This is a genomic window from Streptococcus sp. DD12, from assembly GCF_001578885.1.
GTDB lineage: Bacteria > Bacillota > Bacilli > Lactobacillales > Streptococcaceae > Streptococcus.
Genome location: NZ_KQ969496.1, coordinates 83,074 through 105,245, shown reverse-complemented (window position 1 = coordinate 105,245; position 22,172 = coordinate 83,074). Strand labels below are relative to the sequence as shown.

Sequence of the window (22,172 nt, the reverse complement as noted above, 5' to 3'; positions counted from 1 at the left end):
AGTGACTTGTAAAAATTGGGAACAAGTACCATTGGACAGAAAAAAAGCAAGAAAATCCGGCAATCTGCGGATTTCCTTGCTTTTTAAAATGCAGTTAGTCCACCACCAACATAGACTTGATGGACTTGCGGTCGTCCATGTCTTTGTAGGCTTGGTTGACGTCTGAGAGTTTGTAGGTGTTGGTGAAGACGCGTCCTGGGTTGATAGCACCATCAAGGACAGCTTTAAGGAGCTCATCTTTGACATAAGTGGTAACAGAGGCTGGTCCACCACCCACGATGGTATTTTGGGCAAAGGTTGACCCGAGCGGTGTTTTATCGTAATGAGGGACACCGACAAAGCCGACCCGGCCTCCATTATGGAGCACGCCCAGGGCTTGGTCAATGGCTGCTTCTGTTCCCACACATTCTAGAGCGACGTCAGCACCGTTGCCTCCCACGATTTCACGGACTTTGGCAATGCCCTCTTCGCCACGTTCGGCCACTACTGCTGTCGCACCTGATTCCAAGGCCATCTTTTGGCGATCTTCATGACGACTCATCAGGACAATCTGAGAAGCCCCTCGCATCTTGGCTGCGATAACCGCACATTGGCCAACAGCTCCATCACCGATAACGACCACCCGATCACCCGGTTTGACATCAGCCACACGCGCGGCATGGTAACCTGTCGGCATAACATCTGCCAAGGTCAAGAGCGATTTGAGCATGCCTTCCGTGTAGTCGGACGGTTGGCCAGGAATTTTAATCAATGACCAGTCGGCATGTTGGAAACGAATATACTCGGCTTGGACCCCACCTGAGAAGTTATCTCCGCCCTGATGGCGGTCACAAGAACCGTCAAATCCGGCACGGCAGGCATCACATTGGCCACAACCATGCGTGAAAGGGGCAACGACAAAGTCTCCAGCTTTCACTGTCGTAATGGCATCGCCGACTTCTTCGACAATCCCAATAGCTTCGTGACCACTGTTGCCATGACCTTCTTCGATGTCAGGATTGCGGTAGCTCCATAGGTCAGAGCCACAGACACAGGTGCGGACAATCCGGATGATGGCATCATCTGCTGCCTGCAGTTGAGGGCGGTCAATTTCTGTCAGACCGACTTGGCCTGCTTGGGTGTAAATAGCTGATTTCATTTAGCTGTCTCCTTTTGATAGTATGTAATTTTGCGATCCAATCGATGAAGGGCGGTCTCTAATCCGCTGATGCGCTGGGCCAGCTTGTCTCGTTCCTCCCGCAAGATGTCTAGGCGAGCAGATTTTGTGACATCCCCCTCTTGATAGAGGGCCATGTAGGCGACCAAACTCTCTACCGACACACCTGCTGACCGAAAGCATTTGACGAATTCCAGGGCCTCCATGTCGGACGCCTGAAAGTCACGGATGCCCGCAGCCGACCGCGTGATAGGTGGCACTAGCCCGATACGCTCATAGTAGCGAATGGTATCGGCAGATAGTCCCAGTTCTTGACTAGCGGATTTGATGTTCATGCCCAACTCCTTTCCCCTCTCTCATTAGTGGATGCCCTTATTATAACCCTTAGAGTTAGCTCCAAGTCAAGCCTTTGGCTCATTCTTATTTTAATACTATGAAAAATCACGGTTGTTTGCAGTCACGTCAGGATGAGGTACCTTGTTTTGCTCCCGCATGCGACGGCGATAGCTCATCCCTGTCCGAGTCAAGGCCCGAGAAAGTCCTGCCAAGGTCAGACCCAAAAGGGCTATCTGTTGCCCAAATAGGTAGAAAAGCCCCATAGCGACAAGTAGGATGAGCCCATATTGGGCTACCACACGGCGGTCCAGACGGTAGAGTTCGATATTATAGTGGGAAGTAGCTAGCGTCCCCACAAAAAAGGCTAGAATGGAAAGCACAAAGAAATGAAGTCCAATCCCATGATGGTGACTATCACTTAAAAATTCCAAACCCACCGTAAAGAACAGAAGGCTGGCCACAATGACATAATGGGCATAACAAAGGGCCTTAACGGATACTCGTTGGTGGTGATTGATATTGATAAAGGTCTGAATGATATAAAAGACAAACATAAAACCCAAGCCCATAAAGAGCGTTAGACCTTCCCAAAAATGTTGAGCTAAGGGATAGGTTTTAAGCACAGCAATGACACTCTCCCCAAAGGTGATAATGGTCAAGAGCTGGCAACGCTCCAAATAATGCGAGAAATTCATCGAAATGGGGCGCTTTTTCGAGTTTAAAAACAAGGGCACTACTAGCGGTAGGTAGTATAGAGGCAGGGCATAAAGGGAAAATGGCAGAATACCCAAGGCTCTGGGGAGGACCGCTAGCGCATACACCACCAATAAGGCAATGGACAAATACATGTCCTTGTTAAAACCTAGTTTCCTCCCTTTTAGGACGTACTGGAGGGCAACGGTCCCATAACTCAAAATCAAGAGGCTGTTAAAGTTGAGCGGGTTTTCCCAAAAAGGTTTGAGACCAGTCGGATCAAAGGTGATAGACAGGGCCAGATTTCCCACAAAAAGCATGAGGGCAATGACCGTGTAGATGTCAATCTGCCTCGAATCGCCGTATTTATTGTAGTAAAAGGCTTCTTGATTCCAAACATTGAGCATAACGATAATGGTGGTCAAAAAGTAAAAGATATGCTCAAGGTGCACATGAGGCACGTGAATGGCGCCAGTCAGCTGACTAATGGTCAAGACAAAAGCCAAATCAAAAAAGAGTTCATAGTTGGAAACACGTTTGGAGCGAATAGGTGTCATGAGGAATCCTTTCCTTTTTCTTTTATTGTACCATGCCACAAAAGCAATGGCTTTGGAAAATCCCTCAAAATTTAGGAAGCAGGCCTTCAACAACGAAGCCCTTTTTAAAAAAACTCTTGTCTCTCGAAGGGAAAAGTGTTATACTACTTTCATCAAGTTGTGACGAAAGTGAAAAATGGCAAAAATTAGAGATTTAAAAGAAGACAACATCCAGCGGGTAAGAGCTTGCTTTTATCAAGGTGGCAACTGGACCAAGACAGACTTAGCCCAGCAAACTGGGATCTCCCTAGCGGGGACCACCAATATTTTACAAACCTTAGAAGCTAGTGGCGAGATTAAGTTTGTCGGCAATGCCAGCTCAACGGGTGGGAGAAAGTCCAAACTCTATCAGTTACATGTGGACTTTGCCCATATCGGCACGGTCCTGCTCAGTCACCCCTTCGACCAGTACCAGATAGCGACGCAGGCCTTTAATCTTGCAGGGGAGACAGTGTTTGAAGCGTTTATCAGCAGTAAAACAGGTAGTCTAGCAGAAATCTACCAAGCGGTTAAAAGATTGCTGGAAAACGACCCCTTGATGCAAGTCTTGGTACTCAGCTTTCCGGGCATCATCGGCACGCATGGGGAAATCCTATCTTCGGATTTTGCGCATTTAGAAAAGGGCCAACTGCTGTCAAGCCTGTCAGCCTTGACAGACCTTCCGATTTTGATTGAAAACGATGTGAACTGTGCGGTCCTCGCTTACCAAAAGGAGCATCCAGACCATGACAATCTAGCCCTTCTTTACCAGCCAGATAGCGATTTTGCTGGGGCTGGGCTACTCGTTGACGGGCGCTTGCACCGAGGCAAACAGGGTTTCGCTGGGGAGGTCGGCTACCTCAGTAAAGAAGGGAAAGCAACAAGAGAAGAACTTCTTCTGCAAATCACAGCCCTTACAGCTGTCTTGGCTCCGGATGCTATCGCCTACTACTGCCCGTCTCTCAAGACAGATATCCAGATGACCGACACAGGCATTCCACAAGATTTTCAGCCTAGACTGGAACGCCTAACAGAACTAGACACTCTGGTCTTGCAAGGCGGACAAGAGCTAGGGCGCTTGCATCTCTTGGAGAGACAAAGGCAAGCATTGGTAAAGAGCATTTAAAAACTTGGAGAATTCTTATGAAAAAACGCATTTTAAATAAAGACTTAGCTGCCCTAGTGGCTGAGCTCCGCCATGGCGAGATGATTTTTATCGCTGATGCAGGCAGTGGCACCTCAGCCAAGGCCCTGCATCCCCTAGACCCTTCTGTCCAATACATCGACCTAGAGGCCGTTACGGGCTGTCCTTCCATGCAAGCCATCGTGGATGTTCTCATCGAGGTGGGAGATTTCGAAGGCGCCCTGGTGACCGAGGAGATGTTGACACTCAACCAAGCAGATTATCAGTTTTTAGTGGCAAAGCTAGGACAAGAAAACATCCGGACCATGCCCTATATTCCGGATTACTATGAGATGCGAGACCGCTGTAAAGCCGTCGTGCAAACCGGTGATTATGGGGTGCATGCCCAATGCATCTTGATTGCCGGCTACCCTAGCGCAGACATTCCCCTAGACTGGTTAAAATACGGGATTACCCGACAAGGCCTCAAAGAGGCGCAAAAGGAGACCTCTCATGACTGAAAAAGACAAAATGCTGACCCAGAAACTTTATGATGCCAATTATGACAAAGAAATCCTAGAAGAGCGAACAAGAGCCAAAGACCTCTGCTACGACTACAACCACTTGCGCCCCTCAGATGGGGTAGGGCAACACAAACTCATGCAAGAATTACTCGGCAAAACCAAGGAAAACTTTAGCATCGTGGCGCCCTTTTGGTGTGACTATGGCTACAATATCGAGATTGGGGAGAATTTTTTTGCCAATCACAATACCGTCATCCTAGACGGAGCCAAGGTGACCTTTGGCGATAATGTCTTTATCGCCCCCAACTGTGGCTTTCATACCGCAGGTCACCCGATTGATGCCGACAGGCGAAATCAGGGCTTAGAATACGCCTACCCCATCACCGTAGGAGACAATGTTTGGATTGGAGCTGGAGTGCAGGTCATGCCAGGCGTCACTATCGGAAACAATGTGGTTATCGGTGGTGGTAGTGTGGTCGTCAAAGACATCCCAGACAACAGCGTCGCCGTCGGTAACCCCTGCAAGGTTATCCGTGCCATCACAGACGACGATAAAAAAACGTCTTGGGATAGATAATTCCCTTAGCCAGCAAACCTTACACAAGATTTTCACCTTATAAAGGAGACTTTTTATGGATATCAAAGTTATCGCCACCGACATGGATGGCACCTTCCTCAACAACCAGATGGACTACGACAGAGCCCAATTTGCCCAATTGTTTGACAAAATGCAGGCAAAGGGCATTCGTTTTGTCGCCATCAGTGGCAACCAATATTACCAAATCGAGAGTTTTTTCGAAGATTACAAAAAGGACATCACCATCGTGGGAGAAAACGGTGCCTACTTCGTAGAGAAGGGCCACTTTCTCAAGAGCTATACCTTGCCTAAGGAAGTGGTCAGAAGCGTTTTAGACTATTTGGAGGAAAACCACTTGGACCACGAATTAGTTTTGAGCGGTGAAAAAACAGCTTATATGCATGCCAAATCAGCGCCCGAGGCCATTGCCTTTTTCAAAAAATACCATACCAAACTCCAACTGGTCGATTCTTTCGCTGTCCTGCCTGATGACCAATTTCTGAAGTTTTCCTTCAACACCCCAGAGGAGATTACCTATCAGATTATTGATGACCTCAAGGCACTCTTGGGGGATGTGATTGATGCGACCACCAGCGGTCACGGCAACATTGACATCATCGGAAAAGGCAAAAATAAGGGGGCAGCCCTGCAAGAACTCTTGGACAAGTGGCAACTATCTAGCGACACCCTTTTGGCCTTCGGGGATGGGGGTAATGACCATGAGATGTTGGCGCTTGCTGGCTACTCCTACGCCATGGGCAATGCTCCCCAAGCTACCAAAGATGTTGCCAAATTCCTTGCCCCTAGTAATGATGAAAATGGTGTCTTAAGCGTCATCGCCCACTACCTTAACCAATAAAAAAGAGTGACAAACCGTCACAGCAGAAAGGAACTGATTATGGCAATTGCCATCGAACACATCGGCGTCTGGGTCAAAGACCTGGAAAACATGAAAACCTTCTACCAAACCTACTTCAAAGCGACAGCCAGCGAAAAATACCACAACCCAAGAACAGGTTTTTCTTCTTATTTTCTTAGTTTTGAAGATGGGGCTCGTTTGGAACTCTGCCACCGCCCCGACATTGTCGCAGGGGACAAAGACACCTTTGGTTTCACCCACTTGGCCATGGCAGTTGGCAATGAGGCCGATGTGGATGCCTTTGCTCAGCGTTTTGAAGCCGACGGCTACCCCATCCAATCCGGTCCACGTACCACAGGGGACGGCTATTACGAAGCGGTGGTTTTTGACCCTGAAGGCAATCAACTCGAACTGACAACCCATTTAAAGCCTTAATTAATAGACCGATAAAGGCACCAAAAAACAGCCTCCCACCCTCAAATAAGTATTGAGGCAAGGGGCTGTTTTTTTGATTAATAGAGCTCCCACCCAAAAACATCCTCTTGATTTGCCCGCTTGATGTAAAAGAGGACAAAGTGGATGAAGACACTGAGGACGAAAAGGGCGGTCACACTGAGTACGGCTGTGGCATTTTCTCGAAAGACCAAACTGACTCCAAGCATGAGGGCAAATAGGACAAGGTCTAGCACGATATAAGAAAGTGGGAAAACCAGATGTGCCTTATTGTGACGACTGTTGGCATGGATGGCAAAGATGAACAGGGCCAGGCCAGCGTAAAGGAAAAGGATGCTAAATAGGTGATTGGCTTCTGCCTGACTCACAAAAGTCAGAGCAACAGTAATCATAATCAAGCCCATAAAAATAGGATAATGGCTATAGATGAGGAAGGTCTCATTGGCTTGATTGCTCTCATCGATAGCATGGTCAAATTCGGTGAAGTAATAGAGGAAAAGCAAGCAGACAATAGCCAGATAGAGGATGGAATGGCTACTGAAGGCCTCTGGTGTAAAGTAGGCCGCAATCCCCATAATCATCTCCCCGAAGGTGATGATAACCAGAAGCGAAATGCGTTCTATCAAATGCGGAAAGTTTATCGGAACGATTTCCAATCGCCCTCGGACAAAGATCGGAAATACCCAGGTCAGAAGAATTCCGATGGTGTAAAAAGGAAGACCCAGGCTGAGGGGGAGAAAGCCGGCCAAGCCTGTAAAGACTGTTCGCACACCCGTTGCCACCAAAAAAGAACGAATCAGTTGTTTATCCTCTGGACTGCTAGAGGACTTTTTATACTCGACCAGGTACTGGACAAACTGGGTCACCGATAAGAGGGCAATGGCTCTGCTAAAGGGATGGAAGTAAGGGTACCAGTCACTGACCATCATATTAGAGACAAAAAGGAGCAAACCCATACTGATAAAGGTAACCAGCATATTAAAGAGGGAGTTCTTCCCATAGCGGTTGGTAAAGACCGTCTGGACCATCCAGATATTGACCAGGACGATCAGGCTAAAGAGAAAGGCCGAAAAAGCGTTCCATTCCAGCATCCCGTGGTGAAGATGGTGGATGAGCGAGGTGGTTTTGGAAATAGCGTAAACAAAGACCAGGTCAAAGAAGAGTTCTGAAAACTCGACCCGCTTGTGTGTGATGAGTGTTGTCATGACAATCCTTTCGTTTTTGTTTTATCAACAACTCATTATACTCCAAACTATTGGCTCATCTCAATAGCTTTTCTTATCCAAAGTAAAAGCTAAACAACTTGGACAAGAGGCACAGACTCTTCCAAAGCCTGTCAATTTTTTACGCCTCTAGGCTTGTGCTTTCAGGTAATCTTCCTCGGACACCGGCTCCTGCCAAGTCGTTTCGGTCGCTTCACCAGGAATCTCAAAGGCTAGATGAGAAAACCACTGGTCTTTACTGGCCCCATGCCAATGTTTGGTATTTGCAGGAACGGTAACGGTATCCCCAGGGAGCAGTTTGAGAGCTGGTTTGCCCCATTCTTGATAATACCCCTCGCCACCGACACAGATGAGCAACTGCCCACCACCTGCTTTAGCCTTATGCGTATGCCAATGATTGCGACACCCAGGCTCAAAGGTCACATTAAAAACAGGGAAGGCCTCCTCTGCAATTGGCTCCAAGTAAGACTGGCCACTGAAGTAATCTGCAAAAGCTGTATTTTTTTCACCGATGGGAAAGAAAAGTGTCGCTTGGTAAGCCTCTTTATCGCGGGCTTTGCCTTCTGCTTCTTCGACAGGCCAAATCTTTTTGGCCAGATTGAAAACTGCCCAGGCTTTCGGCCACCCTGCATAAAAGGCCGTATGGGTAATAATCGCTGCTATTTCCTTTTGGCTAACCCCCTCTTTTTTGGCATTTTCCAAATGGTGCACCATGGCACTATCCGTTATTCCCTGAGCCATCAGAGCGACAACTGTGATGATAGCCCGTGTTTTTAATGGAATCGTCCGATCATTCCAATTTTCACCAAAGAGAACATCATCATTGAAATGGGCAAAGTTGGGAGCAAAATCCCCCAAGACATCTCGTCCTGCCGTTTGTTTTATAGCTGTCATATCTTATTTCCTTTCATTACTTGCAATCACATCGACTTAGCCCGACCAAGTCAGACACTCTTTTTGATTTGTGGGACATTTTTGGCTAGCAAGGTCGTCAAGAAGGCGAGGGCAACAGAGACCAAGATGATGGTCACCATAGCGCCAGGGTGGCCGTTTGTCGCTGCAAAGCTTGCCAAAAGTGCTGACGAGAGAATCCCACTCCCGTATTGGAGGGAACCGAGTAAGGCCGAAGCGGAGCCCGTCATCTCGTCAGAGACAAAAGCTAGAGCCGCCGCATTGCTACAGGCAGCGATAATCCCATTCATACTAAAGACGAAAAAGACAGGGATGGCCAAGGTCCAAATACTAGACCCATTGCCCAGATTGAGGCCCCACAAGGCCAGACTAGCTACGAGAGCGATGACACTAGCGCAACGCAACAAGAACCTCAGTGAAAAACGCTCCACCAAACGTCTGTTAAAGAGATTGAGCCCGACAATCCCTAAGACATTGACCCCGAACAAAAAGCCGTAATCCTGTTCAGGCACATGGAAATAGGTGATGTAAACCGTGGAAGAACCTGTGATAAAGGCATAGGCGCCCACATAGTAAAAGGTCACACAGAGCGTGTAGAGCATAAAAGAGCGATTGGTCAAGAGTTGCCCGTAGTTGCTAAATGACGTTAGCAGGCTTATGTGGCCTCTTTTTTCTTTTGGCAAGGTCTCAGGCAAACGGTAAACCCCATAGAGCATGAGGGTCCCAGCCAGCGCCATAAAGTAAAAAATCACATGCCAACTCGTAAAACTAACGATAAAGCCACCGATAAAGGGGCCTAGGATAGGGGCCACTGCTGCGATAATCATGAGGGTCGATAGCACCTGGGCCGCTTCTCGACTGTCAAACAGGTCGCGACTCATGGCCCGACTTAACATCGGCCCCACGCAGGCTCCAAAAGCTTGAAAGACCCGCCAGATGATGACCTGGGTCATATCCGTCGACAGCGCACAACCCAAAGATCCAAGAATAAAGATCACAAAACCTAGATACAGAGGGATTTTCCGCCCGATCCGGTCACTGATAGGTCCCCAGACCAACTGGGCTAGGGCAAAGCCCACCAAAAAACCGGTCACAGTCAACTCCACTTGCCCACCCAGTTCTTTTTCCATAGTAGGCATAGCGGGCAAATAAACATCCGTCGACAGTGAGGTGAAGGCCATGAGTAGGCCAGAAATGATGAGAAAAGATTTGTTTTTCATGGTTCTCCTTTTACCTGTTTACTTATCGGCTAGGTTCATGAAGAACTCTGCCGTCTCAGGGTCTTGATGGTCAAAGAAAAGCGATTTTTCCTGATCCAGAGCCGCAATAGCCTGCATGTCCTCCTCGGTTAATGCAAAGTCAAAGATATCAAAGTTTTCCTGCATGCGTTCTTTGCGGACTGACTTGGGAATCAGGACCACGTCACTTTGCAACAAGAAACGCAAGGCGACTTGAGCGACTGACTTGCTGTATTTGTCCCCAATTGCTTTCAAGACAGGGGTGTTAAAGAAGTCATTGCGCCCTTCGGCAAAAGGTCCCCATGACTCGATCTGGCAATGGTATTTGTCCAAATAGCTTTTGGCTAGCTTTTGTTGTTGGAAGACATGGGTTTCGATTTGGTTGACGGCAGGCTTGATATCGACAAAGTGCTGTAAATCAATGAAACGGTCTGGGGAAAAGTTGGAAACCCCGATCGCTCTTACTTTCCCAGCCTTGTAGGCTTCTTCCATGGCTCGGTAGCTGCCATAGTAATCGCCAAAGGGTTGGTGGATGAGCAAGAGGTCGATATAGTCAGTTTGCAATTTGCGCAAGGATTCTGCGATAGAGGCCTTGGCTTTCTCATAGCCCGCGTTGGTGATCCAGATCTTGGTTGTGATGAAAAATTCTTCACGTGGCAAACCAGAGGCTTGAATAGCCTGACCAACACCTGCTTCATTGCCATAAGCTTGGGCCGTATCAAAGGAGCGATAGCCGACTTCGATGGCTTCAAGAACAGCCTGCTTGGTTTCATCCACAGGGGTTTGGTAAACACCAAAACCAAGTTGGGGCATTTTGACCTGATTATTTAAGGTTTTGTAAAACATATTTGACAACTCCCTCGTTCTCTTGATGTTTCTAGTTTACAACTTGCCCCTCATTTTGTACACTAGCAATACAGGAAGCTAGTTTTCATAAAATGAAAACTACTACGCTTTGAAAATCTCTTCAAACCAGATCAGCTTCCTAGTTTGCTGATGATTTTCATTGAGTCTAAAAGGAGATGTTCATGCTAAACTTAGAAGAACTGGAGCAACTGGTTGCCTTTAAAGAATTAGGCACCCTATCAAAAGTTGCAGAGAAATTCCATATCTCAACACCCTCCCTTTCGCGTGCCATGCAACAGGTAGAAGAAGATTTTGGTGTGACGCTTTTTGACCGTAACGCCAACCGCATTGCATTAAATGAAACAGGGGAAGCTGCAGTCAGCGTCGCTCGTCGCATCTTGCAAACCAGCCAGCAGGGCATCAAGGAAGTGCGCCAATTTGACCTGGGTCTCAAGACCATTCGTGTCGCTTCTGTCGCTCCAGCCCCACTCTGGGAATTGCTTCCTCAGTTGAGCGCTTCTTTTCCCCACAAGCACCTCCACCAACAGATTGGAAAAGAAACAGAGGTCTTGGCTAGCCTGGAAAATGATACGGTTGATTTGGCCATTCTCCCCTATCCCTATGAGGAAGAGGGAGCTCACTGCTTGCCTTACCTGAAAGAAAATCTTTTTATCGCCGTCACAAAAGACCATGCCCTAGCTGACTATGACCAGGTGACCTTTCAGGACCTCAATGGCTACAATTTCCTCCTCATGAATCAGATTGGTTTTTGGGACGACTTGGTGCATGAAGAGATGCCAGCTTCCAAGTTTCTGGTGCAAACCAACCGCTTCGAATTCGAAGAATTGGTTCAGCATTCCAACCTCCCACGCTTTACCACCGATTACAGCCGAAAAAGGCATCAAATCAGAGACAAGCGCAAGGTGATTCCCATCAGTGACCCGCAAGCTCAGGTCACCTATTACCTCGTGACGAAAGGGGACAGATTTGATATCAGCCTATTCTCACCAAAGAAATAAGACCTTGCTACTGGCAAGGTCTTAGCTTTCTATAAAAAGACAGTAATAACGCTAGCTCCAACAATGAGCAGGAGTCCGAGATAAGTGAGGCGCATTTGGCTTGGGCTTTTCTTTTCCCGAAGGATGAAAACCGCACCCAAGGTGGCAATCACGACATTAAGCTGGGTGAGAATGTAGGCCACTGTCACCCCATTGGCCTGAGCCGAGAAGATATAAGCCAGTGAAGCTACTCCGAAAATCAGACCGACAAAGCCTGATAACCAGCTTTCTTTTTCTCTAAAGGCAGCCGGCCGAGAGATGGCCGTGTACAGAAGAGCTCCCACCAAAATCCCCAACATCTGAGGAAGAAAGATAGACAAGGCATTGGCATTCACCAAACGTGGGGCAGCACTATAGACCCAGTAACCGATACTGGTCACTGTCAGTAAACGCACCCCATTCAAAAGGCTTCCTTGGTCTGACTTTGCTTCTTGAGGACTTACCGATGTCAGGTAGGCTCCAAATACCAAAAGGGCAATAGCCAAAAAGCCAAAGAGCTTACTCGTCAGACTGGCCCATTCGCCAAAGGCCAAGACCCCAATCAAAGAGGTCCCAACCAGCTGTAGCCCCGTCGAAATAGGCATAGTTTTTGACACACCGATAATATCGTAGGCCTTCACCTGACCTGATTGACCAAAGGCCCAAAACATCCCAGATAAAAAGGCAATGCCAAAGGCCGACCAGGAAATACTTGCTGGAGCCAAAACCATTTGCACCACCAGCCCCATCACCACAGCTCCGAGGCCAAATCCTAGAATGCCATTTGTCGCATCCCCACCAATTTTGCGTAGAAAAATCGGCTGAATCCCCCAGCCCAAAGCAGGCACCAAGGCCAATAAAATAGATTGAAGAGACATCTTTTCTCCTTTTCTTACAGGTTAATCCCTTGTGTCATTTAGCCTTTGCCATCTTGGAAAGCTGGGTAAAGGGTCATACCGCCATCCACAAAGAGCGTAATTCCCGTCACATAACTAGACTCATCCGATGCCAACCATGCTGCGGCTGCAGCGACTTCTGCTGGGTCCCCGATGCGGTGCATAGGCACCATACCAGCTGTTTCTTCATACTGGACAGGGTCGGCAAATTTTTCAGCATTGATTGGGGTGTTGATTGCCCCAGGACCAATATTGTTGACACGGATATTTTGTTTAGCGTATTCCATGGCAATGGTTTCCGTAAAGAGCTTGACCCCACCTTTTGACGCAGCGTAGTGGGCAAAGCCAGGCCAAGGGATTTGTTCGTGGACTGAGGACATGTTGATAATATTTCCCTTCTTGCCGTTTTCAGTAAAGTAGCGCAAGGCAGCTTGGGCACCTAAGAAAACACCCGTCAGGTTTGTGGTGATGACGCGATTCCAATCATCCAAACTGAGTTCCGTTGTGGCACTGCGGTTTTCCACACCCGCATTATTGACCCAGACATCCAAACCACCAAACTTTTCAACAGCAGCATCCAATAATTTTTGCACACCGGCTTCTTGGCCGACATTAGCTTGAACAGCCAAACCCTTACCGCCTGCTTCTTCGATGATACGAACTGCCTCTTCAGCGCCCTGACTATCGGAATAGTAATTGACCACCACGTTCATACCTTCAGCGCCAAAACGTTTGGCAATAGCTGTCCCGATTCCTTTAGAACCCCCTGTTACGACAGCTGTTTTTCCTTGTAATTCCTTGTACATAAGATTTCCTCTTTCTTCGTTTTGATGCTCATATTGTAGCACGAAAAGGCCCATCGGCTCTCCAGAATGCTCACCAGACCTCCAAAAAAGAAAAGGGGTCAATTTTTGGTGATTTTTCTTTTCAAGGGTTATGTCAATTTTCAACCTACGAAGAAATTATTTACCTGCTATTTAAAGCAAATTAGCCTTTTTGCTGTTACAAAAATGTCAATATCTATACTTTTTCTTATTTTTACTCCTAAAAGACTTGTCATTTTTTGGTAGATGGCTTACACTAGTAGATGAAAGGTAAGAACACAAATGGTCTGACATGACCCCTGTTTCTTGACTGATTTACATTGCAAAAACACTCAGGCGGTATAGGACTTCCTGAGTGTTTTTTTGCGACAGGTAGCATTTTCACAAGTGATGGCATGTCAATAAATGGCAACTTGTCATTTCCTTAAAAACAAGATAAGATAATAGAGAATCATCCTATCCTTTCGCCTATATGGCCTTCTACCACGGAAAGCTCACATGTCTAGACAAAAACACGGTATTCTACTCATCAATCTTGGGACACCTGATGCCCCAACTCCTAAAGGCATTCGCGCCTTTCTCAAACCCTTTCTCTCTGACCGGCGCATTATCGACCTCAACCGTTTTTACTGGTTGCCTGCCCTTCACGGATTTATTTTGCCCCGGCGCCCTCACAAGATTCGCCACCTCTACGAAAACATCTGGACCAAGGACGGTTCTCCTTTAGCCTTAATTGCGCAAGCACAGGCAAAGGCCCTCCAAGAACAACTTGACCAAACAGGTCAGTCAACTATTGTCAAAGAAGCTATGGTCATCGGTAACCCCAACATCACTGATATCCTCGATGATTTCTTGGCCCAAGGAGTGGACCACCTCATCTTGCTTCCGCTTTTTCCCCAATATAGCTCAACCACGACGGCAACTGGCCTAGATGCCTTCAGCCGTTATTTCGCAAAGAAAAAAGGGATTCCTCCCTTTGACTTTATCCACAGCTACCATGACCACCCTGCCTACATCCAAGCTCTGGCTGACAGCATCCATCTCGCTGAGGACGAAACCTTGCTCTTTTCCTTTCACGGGATTCCTCAGCGTTACGCAGACGAAGGGGATTATTATCCCAAGCATTGTCAGCGAACAGCTGAACTTGTCGCGCAGAAGTTAGGATTAGCAGACGACCAATGGTTGCTTTCTTATCAATCCCGCTTTGGCCGCGAGGTTTGGCTTAAACCTTATACGGATGAGACCATGGCCACCCTCCCAGCACAAGGCATCGATAAATTGGCTGTCATCTGCCCAGGCTTTGCGGCAGATTGCCTAGAAACACTAGAAGAAATCGCCATCACCAACCGTCGGACTTTCCTAGAAGCAGGGGGCAAGAACTTCCGCTACATCCCAGCCCTCAATGCACAAGCTGACCACATCGCTCTCCTGGCACAGCTGGTTCGCCGGTATTTCTAGCAGGTCGCTCCATCCAGTATCGAAAGGACGGCCACTTTCTTTTCTTTAACTCTCTTTCAAAAAGAACTGCGTCCACGGTTAGAGACTAAAATCCTAACCAGAAGACACAGTTCTTTTTGTTTTTTGAAAGTTATTTAAGATGGACTTTTCATGGCATGGTCTCATTTCAAGCTCACAGACTGGATGTCCTCAACTCGTTTTAACTGGGTCTCCACATTTCCTTTTTTACCCGTAAGGTAATATCCTCACCATCCGGATAGCCTAGGTCAAAAGCGATACCAGCACTAGAAGTAGCCAGAGCTTTTGCCCCCTCCTTTTCAAAAACCAGGGCCGAACCGACATTCTAGATATTGGGTAGCAGGAGCAAATCACCCTTCTTGTGCAGAGCTTGAAAATCCTGTGCACGTTGGATTTGTTTTTCTTTGTCTGTCATGAGCAGTCCTCCAGTTCTTTGTTCAAATTCCTTTACAGGCATTGCTAGCTCCTTATGTTAAAAAAGAAGCCTGTAGGCTTCCTTTCATTTCTTATGTCACGACAATATTCACAAGTTTGGTTAGCTTCAATAATCCAGTGGACCATTGAAGGTGGTAGATAGGGCTAATAAACTCGTTATTTAACGACAATGTTAACGAGTTTAGTTGGCTCAAACAGTTTGTGAAACTGTTTGAGGTTGGAAATGAACAAATAAGTTGGTTATTTTACAACAATATTAACCAATTTATTTGGTACCGCAATCACTTTCACGATTTCCTTGCCCGCAATCTCTGCTTGCACTTTTTCGTCAGCCAGAGCCACTTCTTGCAATTCTTCACGGGAAAGGTCTTTGGCTACGGTTAGTTTAGCACGGACTTTACCCTTGATTTGAACGACGATTTCGATTTCGTCTTCGACGAGTTTGCTTTCATCCCATCTTGGCCAAGCCACATAAGAGATGGACTCGCCTGTCCCTGCCACGGTTTGCCAGAGTTCTTCTGCCAAGTGAGGGGCAAATGGGGCAAGCAATTGGATAAAGCCTTTGGCATAGTCCACGTAGAGCTCGTCTTCCTTGTTGGCTGCATTGACAAAGACCATGAGTTGGGCGATAGCCGTGTTGAACTTCATGGATTCAATTTGCTCGGTGACAGCTTTGACGGTTTCGTTGTAGACCTTGTCCAGAGCGCCGCTATTTTCCGCAACAATCTCTTTACTTGTGAGCAAACGGTACACACGGTCAAGGAATTTACGACTTCCTTCCAGACCTTCTTCAGACCAAGCGATGGAAGCATCCAGTGGCCCCATGAACATTTCATAGACCCGAAGGGTATCCGCACCGTATTGGTCGACCACATCGTCTGGGTTGACCACGTTTTTAAGCGATTTAGACATCTTAGCAGGTGCTTGCTCCAACTCTTCTCCTGTTTCCACATGGAAGAAGGAACCGTCCCGCTTTTCAACCTTGTCAGTCGCCACAAGAGCCCCACGGTGGTCCCGGTAGCTGGTACCCAAAATCATTCCTTGGTTAAAGAGTTTTTGGAAGGGTTCCTTAGTTGGAACGACACCAAGGTCATAGAGGAATTTGTGCCAGAAACGCGCGTAAAGCAAGTGAAGCACGGCGTGCTCCGCACCACCGACATAGATATCAACAGGAAGCCAAGCCTTGAGGAGGTCCTCATCGGCCAATTTTTCCGTATTATGTGGGTCGATATAGCGAAGGTAATACCAACTGGAACCTGCCCATTGTGGCATGGTATTGGTCTCACGGCGACCCTTGACCCCATCTTCACGAGTCACTTCCAGCCAGTCGGTCAAGTTAGCCAATGGACTTTCCCCAGTGCCTGAAGGGCGGATGTCCTTGGTGACTGGCAAGACAAGTGGGAGTTCACTTTCTGGAACAGCTGTTGAAGTCCCATCTTCCCAATGAATAATTGGAATAGGTTCTCCCCAGTAACGTTGACGGCTAAAGAGCCAGTCACGGAGACGGTAGGTGATTTTTTCTTGACCGCAGCCTTTTTCTTCCAGCCAAGCAACAATCTTCGCAATCGCTTCTTCTTTATTTAAGCCATCCAAGAAGCCAGAGTTGACGTGAAGGCCGTCTTCTGTATAGGCAGCTTCTGCTACATTACCACCTTCTAGGACTTCGATGATTGGAAGACCAAACTGTTTAGCAAATTCCCAGTCACGCTCGTCGTGGGCAGGTACGGCCATGACAGCACCTGTTCCGTAACTAGCAAGAACATAGTCCGCAATCCAGATAGGGATTTCTTTGCCATTGACAGGGTTAACTGCATAAGCACCTGTCCAAACTCCTGTTTTTTCCTTGGCAAGGTCGGTCCGAGCCAAGTCAGATTTGAGGCTGGCTTGGTGTTTGTAGTCAGCAACAGCCTCAGCTTGTTCAGGACTTGTGATGGCATCCACCAGCTCATGCTCAGGCGCCAAAACAGTGAAGGTCGCACCAAAAAGGGTATCCGGACGTGTCGTAAAGACGGTAAATTCCTTATCTGTCCCTTTCACTTTAAAGGTGACATTGGCACCAGTTGATTTTCCGATCCAGTTGCGTTGCATGTCCTTGATAGACTCTGGCCAATCCAACTCATCCAAGTCATTGAGCAAGCGCTCTGCGTAAGCTGTAATCTTCAGCATCCATTGGCGCATGGGTTTACGAACGACAGGGTAGCCCCCACGTTCAGATGTTCCGTCTGGAAGCACTTCTTCGTTGGCGATAGCTGTTCCCAATTCTTCCACCCAGTTGACCGGAACTTCCGCCTCGTAGGCCAAGCCTTTTTCGTAAAGCTTGGTGAAAATCCACTGGGTCCACTTGTAGTAGTTGGGGTCTGTCGTATTGACTTCACGGTCCCAGTCATAGGAGAAACCAAGCGCATTGATTTGACGTTTGAAGTTGGCAATGTTTTCCGCTGTAAAGTCCGCAGGGTCATTCCCTGTATCCATAGCGTATTGCTCTGCAGGCAAACCAAAGGCATCCCAACCCATGGGGTGAAGGACGTTGTAGCCTTGGGCACGCTTGTAACGGCTGAGAATATCCGTCGCGGTGTAGCCTTCTGGGTGGCCTACGTGCAGACCTGCTCCAGATGGGTAGGGGAACATGTCAAGTGCATAAAAGTTGGGTTTTTGGGCATCTGTTCCTGTCTTAAAGGTGTGATGGTCAGCCCAGTATTTTTGCCACTTGGGCTCAATTTCTTTGTGATTGTAAGTTGCCATTTGCAGTCTCCATGTAAAAATCTAATCTCCCCCATTATAGCACGTTTCCTAGGATTTAAAAACCGCTTTTTCCTTCCCTTTCTGCTGATTTTCCCAGTCAAACTGGCGTCTGGCTGCAGGCAAGAGCGGAAAGACAAAGACATAGGACAACATAAAAGCAAGCAAAGGAAATATCAGTGGGTTATAGGCCCATGCAGCGGAGAAATGTCCCTGCATCACTTGCACACTGGCACGGGTCAAGCCAGCACTCCAGGAATGCAGGCCTAACGGCTTGAGCAAAAGGCTCAAGGGTGTCGGGAGGTGCCAGAGGTAAACACCATAAACCCCAATCATCAGCAAGCCGTAAAGACGTAAAAAACGCCGATGGTAGACCCACAAGCGTTTAGCATAAGTTCTCATTAGCCGATGACTTGGTAAAGTTTTTGGGCGTTTGATTGACGGGTTGCATCCATGATCAGGAACCAGTCAACCAGGGACCAGATCCCACAACCACCACCGGTCAAAAGTTTACCAACACCAAGACCAACTTGACCAAGCATAAAGCGGTCGATTCCCAGACCACCTGCTACAATAGAGACAATCAAAAGAGTGGTTGGGTCTTGAAAACTAATCCCATAAAGCATTTGCAATTGGTTTTCTGGCAAAACTTCTAAGCGTTGGCGGATATATTGCAACTGCTCAGCTGGGAAATATTTGGCATTAATGGCTAACCATTGTTCTGCTGTGTTCATGAAAAAATCTCCTTAAACTTTTCTTTTATGTTCCCATCTAGAGTATCATAACCTATAGCAATTGGCAAGACCTATCGGCATTTTGACGATTTAGCTCCCTTTTAAGAATTGACAGCACTGCTTAACCTCAAGATAAAGACGGGTTCAAGGCCAGAAAAAAAGAGCCAAAGCTCCTTTTTTTAAATCTCTGCAATCTGATAAAGTTCCACTTCTGCTTCGGTTTCTTTACCGAACATTTCCAGCATCAGCTTAACCTTGCTCTTATCAATTTCAAGCACACGGGCTTCTTGACCATTGAAGGCGCCATCAATGATTTTCACGGTGTCTCCAGGCTTGATGTTGGTGTCAACCACATCGACCGTTTGCCCCATAGAAATCAAGATTTGACGAATTTCATCTTCCAAAAGTGGTGTGGGTTTCGAACGGTTTCCGTGAGAACCTACAAAGCCGGTAACATTTGGTGTGTTCCGAACAACAAACCAAGCCTCATCCGTCATGACCATCTCAACCAAAACATAACCTGGGAAACGGTTTTCTTCCACTTCTTTACGCTTGCCGTTTTTTTCGACATTAACCGTTTGGGTGGGAATTTCCACACGGAGAATGTTTTCCAGCATATTATAGGTTTGAGCGCGTTGGAGGAGGTTTTCTTTCACCTTGTTTTCATAACCAGAGTAGGTTTGGAGGACGAACCAGCCCTTATCAAATGAATCTAACATAATAATCCTTTCACTAAGAAAAAGCCCTCGTGATGAGGACTCCTTGTCTTTTTTGTATTATAGCATAATGCTGACGATTTGTCCTTTTATTTGGAAAAAAGTGAAATTACACGTAGGAGACCCATTTCAATCAGTTGGTCAAAAGCATAAATAATGACCGTGAAAAAGGCTGTGTACTCCAAAATCGAAATAAAATCGTGCCAACGTTGCTTGCGATCAGGCCAAGTGGTGTCACTCAACACCCTAAAAACGCCACCGATAAATCTCATATCCGCTCCTATCGTGTTTCCTTGTGCAAGGTATAGGCCTTGCAGTATTTACAAAACTTGTTTACTTCTAGCCGTTTGGGTTTGGGGTTGCTCGAAACTGCGATTGAGTAGTTTCTTGACCCGCATTGGGTACAGGCTAGGCTTGCTTTTTTCTGTGCCATAACTTGTATTTTAACATGAAAGCGAAGCTTTGACAAGTTGGTTAATTAAAGGCGTTCATCAAGCCATCCCAGGCATTTTTTACCGATTGGCCAAAGCCTGAGTTAACCACGCTGTCTTTGACCTTGTTTGCCCCATCGGTTATGCTGTTCCAGATGGACTGGACTTGATTGCCCGTATTGCCACTATCAGAGGATGTGCTCGTCGCATCCGTGCTATAGGTCAAGCTTTGCCCATCGGTGACATAGGCATTTTCAACCGTAAAGGCTGTTCCACTCGTATAAGGCAAGACACCCGATGCCACCGCCTGAAAGAGGGTCGCTCCCGTCCCTGAGCTGGCATCCGTCAAATAGTGGTTTTCATCGGTATTTTCAAATCCTAACCACTGGGCAATCACCACATCAGGGGTATAGCCAATCACCCACTGGTCACTGGTCAAGTCTGCATTAAAGCTGGTTTCGACGGTCCCTGTTTTGCCAGCCATGGTATAGCCATAAACATTGGCATTGACAGCTGACCCATTCGAAAAGGTTCCCAGCATCATACTGGTCATCTTATCTGTGACACTAGTGCTCAAGATACGCTTGCTGCTGGCTTTATGACTGGCAATTACTTCTCCATTAGCACTTTCAATTTTAGTAATCAGGTGGGCGTCATTCATCACCCCGCCATTGGCAAAGGTACTATAGGCTTGAGCCATTTGGAGAGGGTTGGTCGTCACCCCAGAGCCCAAAGCAACCCCCAGCTCTTTGGAAACATTGGACATGGATAAGCCGAATTTCTTCCCGTAGGTAAAGGCCTTGTCCACCCCGATTTTATCCAAGGTGTAAACAGCTGGGATATTGTAAGAATTGGCCAAAGCTTGGTACATAGGAATATCTTCCGTCTCAATATTGGCCCAGTTAGAAGGGCTGTAGCCATTAAAGTCACGCTTGGTGTTTGGCAAGGACGTGGTAATGCTCCAGCCTTCACTGACGGCAGGAGAGTAGACAACCAAAGGCTTAATCGATGACCCCGGGCTCCGTTGGGATTGGGTCGCATAGTTGAAACTGCGGAAAGTCACATCCACATCACTGTTGACCCGCCCGACTAGGCCTCGGACACCACCTGTTGTCGGGTCCAAGGCAACGCTGGCTGCCTGAGCCGTCGTCCCATCGTAGTCAGACACAGGGATGAGACTGGTATCATCCAAAGTCGCCTGCATGTTGGCCTGATAGTTTTGGTCTAGTTCCGTGTAAATCTTGTAGCCATTGTTCAAAATTTCCGATTCGCTCAGGCCATACCGTTCCATGGCTTCATTGATTACCGCATCAAAATAGGACGGGTAACGATAGTCTGCACTGCTTGTCGTGTAGGTGTCGTTCAAGCGGGAACTCATGTCCACTTGAGCAGCCTCATCGGCCTGACTCTGGCTGATGAATTTTGCAACCACCATATTTTGGAGGACAGTATTGCGACGGTTCGTGGCATTCTGCGTCGAATAAATCGGATTGTAGATACCCGGTCCTTTGAGCATGCCTGCCAAAGTCGCTGCTTCATCTAAAGTCAGCTGACTCGCACTGACCCCAAAATATTTCTTAGAGGCATCTTCTACTCCCCAGACCCCATTGCCAAAATAGGCATTGTTGAGGTACATGGTCAAAATCTGGCTCTTACTATAATGCTTATTGATTTCAATGGCCAAAAAGAATTCCTTGGCCTTACGCTCGATTGTCTGTTCCTGACTCAAATAGGCATTTTTGGCCAACTGCTGGGTGATGGTCGAGCCACCCCCAAAACGCCCCATGGTCACAAGTGCTAGCACAAAGCGCGAAAAGTTAATCCCTTTATTTTCATAGAAGGTCCTATCTTCGGTGGCAATAACAGCATTTTGCAAATCTTGCGAAATGCTATCCAACTCGACATAAGTCCCTTTTTGTCCTGAAAGCGACCCTGCCTCGCTATTGGAGCGATCATATATCACTGTTTGGGCCTTCATGGATGCCTGCAAATCAGAGACATTGGTGGTCTTAGCGATGTAAAAGAGATATCCACCAACCAGTAAAACGATAAAGGCTATCAGGGCAGCTAAAACCTTGCCCACATGGTAACGGCGAAGAAAGCGTCGGATAGGGTGATTGCGTGGTATTCGCAAGCGGGCCAGTACCCCTCTCCAACCTGACGGTTTTTCAAGAGTTTCCTCCTGATGACGGCGCTGAAAGCTAGGCTCTTGCCCTTCTTTTTCTTCCTGAGCTTCTTGGCGCTTTCGGGCCAACTCAGCCTGTTTTTCCTGACGCTTGACCTGCTCACGGTAGGCCTTTGGGAAAAACTTCTTTTTTAATAAATCCATTAGTTTCATACAGACATTATAACAATCCAAGCTTAATTGC

General features: G+C 47.3%; 24 protein-coding genes and 1 pseudogene. 7 read left to right on the top strand and 18 right to left on the bottom strand.

Annotated features, from left to right (window positions below):
- Positions 1–94: 94 nt before the first annotated feature.
- From STRDD12_RS06575 to STRDD12_RS06565, 3 genes are all read right to left on the bottom strand, one after another.
- On the bottom strand, positions 95–1,138 hold the full coding sequence (locus STRDD12_RS06575; protein WP_066916425.1) for a zinc-binding dehydrogenase: 1,044 nt from the start codon (positions 1,136–1,138) through the stop codon (positions 95–97).
- Positions 1,135–1,491, bottom strand: a complete 357-nt coding sequence (gene nmlR, locus STRDD12_RS06570; protein ID WP_066916423.1) for a stress response transcriptional regulator NmlR — start codon at positions 1,489–1,491, stop codon at positions 1,135–1,137. Before nmlR ends, STRDD12_RS06575 begins: the two co-directional genes overlap by 4 nt.
- Before the next feature lie 96 nt (positions 1,492–1,587).
- Entirely contained in the window at positions 1,588–2,742 is a 1,155-nt protein-coding gene (locus tag STRDD12_RS06565; protein WP_066916421.1) for a low temperature requirement protein A, read from the bottom strand.
- Between the two features lie 175 nt (positions 2,743–2,917).
- Between STRDD12_RS06565 and STRDD12_RS06560 the strand changes: the two genes are divergently transcribed.
- From STRDD12_RS06560 to STRDD12_RS06540, 5 genes are read left to right on the top strand one after another with little or no spacing between them, the layout of a single operon-like run.
- Complete coding sequence (locus STRDD12_RS06560) at positions 2,918–3,886, top strand: ROK family protein (RefSeq protein ID WP_066916419.1); 969 nt, start codon at positions 2,918–2,920, stop codon at positions 3,884–3,886.
- A gap of 17 nt (positions 3,887–3,903) precedes the next feature.
- On the top strand, positions 3,904–4,404 hold the full coding sequence (locus STRDD12_RS06555; RefSeq protein ID WP_066916417.1) for an RbsD/FucU domain-containing protein: 501 nt from the start codon (positions 3,904–3,906) through the stop codon (positions 4,402–4,404).
- Complete coding sequence (locus STRDD12_RS06550; RefSeq protein ID WP_066916415.1) at positions 4,397–4,984, top strand: sugar O-acetyltransferase; 588 nt, start codon at positions 4,397–4,399, stop codon at positions 4,982–4,984. The genes STRDD12_RS06555 and STRDD12_RS06550 overlap by 8 nt, the downstream gene beginning before the upstream one ends.
- A gap of 55 nt (positions 4,985–5,039) precedes the next feature.
- The gene (locus tag STRDD12_RS06545; RefSeq protein ID WP_066916413.1) at positions 5,040–5,843 is read left to right on the top strand and encodes a Cof-type HAD-IIB family hydrolase; all 804 of its coding nucleotides are present in this window, start codon (positions 5,040–5,042) and stop codon (positions 5,841–5,843) included.
- Between the two features lie 39 nt (positions 5,844–5,882).
- Positions 5,883–6,278: a VOC family protein gene (locus tag STRDD12_RS06540; protein ID WP_082753084.1), complete on the top strand. Its 396-nt coding sequence runs from the start codon at positions 5,883–5,885 to the stop codon at positions 6,276–6,278.
- A 77-nt stretch (positions 6,279–6,355) separates the two neighbouring features.
- On the opposite strand, the gene STRDD12_RS06535 is transcribed toward STRDD12_RS06540, so the two are convergent.
- The 4 genes from STRDD12_RS06535 to STRDD12_RS06520 all read right to left on the bottom strand — a co-directional run bounded on the left by STRDD12_RS06535 (position 6,356) and on the right by STRDD12_RS06520 (position 10,515).
- Positions 6,356–7,501: a low temperature requirement protein A gene (locus tag STRDD12_RS06535; RefSeq protein WP_066916411.1), complete on the bottom strand. Its 1,146-nt coding sequence runs from the start codon at positions 7,499–7,501 to the stop codon at positions 6,356–6,358.
- A 147-nt stretch (positions 7,502–7,648) separates the two neighbouring features.
- Entirely contained in the window at positions 7,649–8,413 is a 765-nt protein-coding gene (locus STRDD12_RS06530) for a carboxymuconolactone decarboxylase family protein (protein ID WP_066916409.1), read from the bottom strand.
- Between the two features lie 50 nt (positions 8,414–8,463).
- Positions 8,464–9,651: a multidrug effflux MFS transporter gene (locus STRDD12_RS06525; RefSeq protein WP_066916407.1), complete on the bottom strand. Its 1,188-nt coding sequence runs from the start codon at positions 9,649–9,651 to the stop codon at positions 8,464–8,466.
- Positions 9,652–9,669: 18 nt separating this feature from the next.
- Complete coding sequence (locus tag STRDD12_RS06520) at positions 9,670–10,515, bottom strand: aldo/keto reductase (protein ID WP_066916405.1); 846 nt, start codon at positions 10,513–10,515, stop codon at positions 9,670–9,672.
- A 182-nt stretch (positions 10,516–10,697) separates the two neighbouring features.
- Here STRDD12_RS06520 and STRDD12_RS06515 point away from each other — a divergent pair, with 182 nt between their 5' ends.
- Positions 10,698–11,534 (top strand): LysR family transcriptional regulator, encoded by an 837-nt coding sequence (locus tag STRDD12_RS06515; protein WP_066916403.1) that lies wholly within the window; start codon positions 10,698–10,700, stop codon positions 11,532–11,534.
- Positions 11,535–11,563: 29 nt separating this feature from the next.
- Here STRDD12_RS06515 and STRDD12_RS06510 read toward each other — a convergent pair whose 3' ends face one another.
- Together STRDD12_RS06510 and STRDD12_RS06505 are read right to left on the bottom strand one after the other, a co-directional pair.
- The gene (locus STRDD12_RS06510) at positions 11,564–12,430 is read right to left on the bottom strand and encodes a GRP family sugar transporter (protein ID WP_066916401.1); all 867 of its coding nucleotides are present in this window, start codon (positions 12,428–12,430) and stop codon (positions 11,564–11,566) included.
- 38 nt (positions 12,431–12,468) lie between these two features.
- A complete protein-coding gene (locus tag STRDD12_RS06505; protein WP_082753083.1) occupies positions 12,469–13,254 on the bottom strand; it encodes a glucose-1-dehydrogenase in 786 nt (261 codons plus the stop codon).
- Between the two features lie 516 nt (positions 13,255–13,770).
- Here STRDD12_RS06505 and hemH point away from each other — a divergent pair.
- Complete coding sequence (hemH, locus tag STRDD12_RS06500; protein WP_066916399.1) at positions 13,771–14,730, top strand: ferrochelatase; 960 nt, start codon at positions 13,771–13,773, stop codon at positions 14,728–14,730.
- Positions 14,731–14,929: 199 nt separating this feature from the next.
- Here hemH and STRDD12_RS08570 read toward each other — a convergent pair.
- From STRDD12_RS08570 to pbp2a, 9 genes and pseudogenes are all read right to left on the bottom strand, one after another.
- Positions 14,930–15,061, bottom strand: a pseudogene (locus tag STRDD12_RS08570) (isocitrate lyase/phosphoenolpyruvate mutase family protein); the annotation flags it as partial.
- 12 nt (positions 15,062–15,073) lie between these two features.
- Positions 15,074–15,205, bottom strand: a complete 132-nt coding sequence (locus tag STRDD12_RS08525) for a hypothetical protein (RefSeq protein WP_269450045.1) — start codon at positions 15,203–15,205, stop codon at positions 15,074–15,076.
- Positions 15,206–15,423: 218 nt separating this feature from the next.
- Positions 15,424–17,925, bottom strand: a complete 2,502-nt coding sequence (gene leuS, locus STRDD12_RS06495; protein WP_066916397.1) for a leucine--tRNA ligase — start codon at positions 17,923–17,925, stop codon at positions 15,424–15,426.
- 48 nt (positions 17,926–17,973) lie between these two features.
- The gene (locus tag STRDD12_RS06490; protein ID WP_082753082.1) at positions 17,974–18,324 is read right to left on the bottom strand and encodes a DUF2752 domain-containing protein; all 351 of its coding nucleotides are present in this window, start codon (positions 18,322–18,324) and stop codon (positions 17,974–17,976) included.
- The gene (locus STRDD12_RS06485) at positions 18,324–18,656 is read right to left on the bottom strand and encodes a TM2 domain-containing protein (RefSeq protein WP_066916395.1); all 333 of its coding nucleotides are present in this window, start codon (positions 18,654–18,656) and stop codon (positions 18,324–18,326) included. Before STRDD12_RS06485 ends, STRDD12_RS06490 begins: the two co-directional genes overlap by 1 nt.
- 179 nt (positions 18,657–18,835) lie before the next feature.
- A complete protein-coding gene (gene nusG, locus STRDD12_RS06480) occupies positions 18,836–19,375 on the bottom strand; it encodes a transcription termination/antitermination protein NusG (RefSeq protein ID WP_066916393.1) in 540 nt (179 codons plus the stop codon).
- A gap of 86 nt (positions 19,376–19,461) precedes the next feature.
- Positions 19,462–19,644: a preprotein translocase subunit SecE gene (gene secE, locus STRDD12_RS06475; protein WP_066916391.1), complete on the bottom strand. Its 183-nt coding sequence runs from the start codon at positions 19,642–19,644 to the stop codon at positions 19,462–19,464.
- Between the two features lie 8 nt (positions 19,645–19,652).
- On the bottom strand, positions 19,653–19,805 hold the full coding sequence (gene rpmG, locus STRDD12_RS08115) for a 50S ribosomal protein L33 (RefSeq protein WP_082753081.1): 153 nt from the start codon (positions 19,803–19,805) through the stop codon (positions 19,653–19,655).
- A gap of 41 nt (positions 19,806–19,846) precedes the next feature.
- Positions 19,847–22,141: a penicillin-binding protein PBP2A gene (gene pbp2a / locus STRDD12_RS06470; protein WP_066916389.1), complete on the bottom strand. Its 2,295-nt coding sequence runs from the start codon at positions 22,139–22,141 to the stop codon at positions 19,847–19,849.
- Positions 22,142–22,172 lie beyond the last annotated feature (31 nt).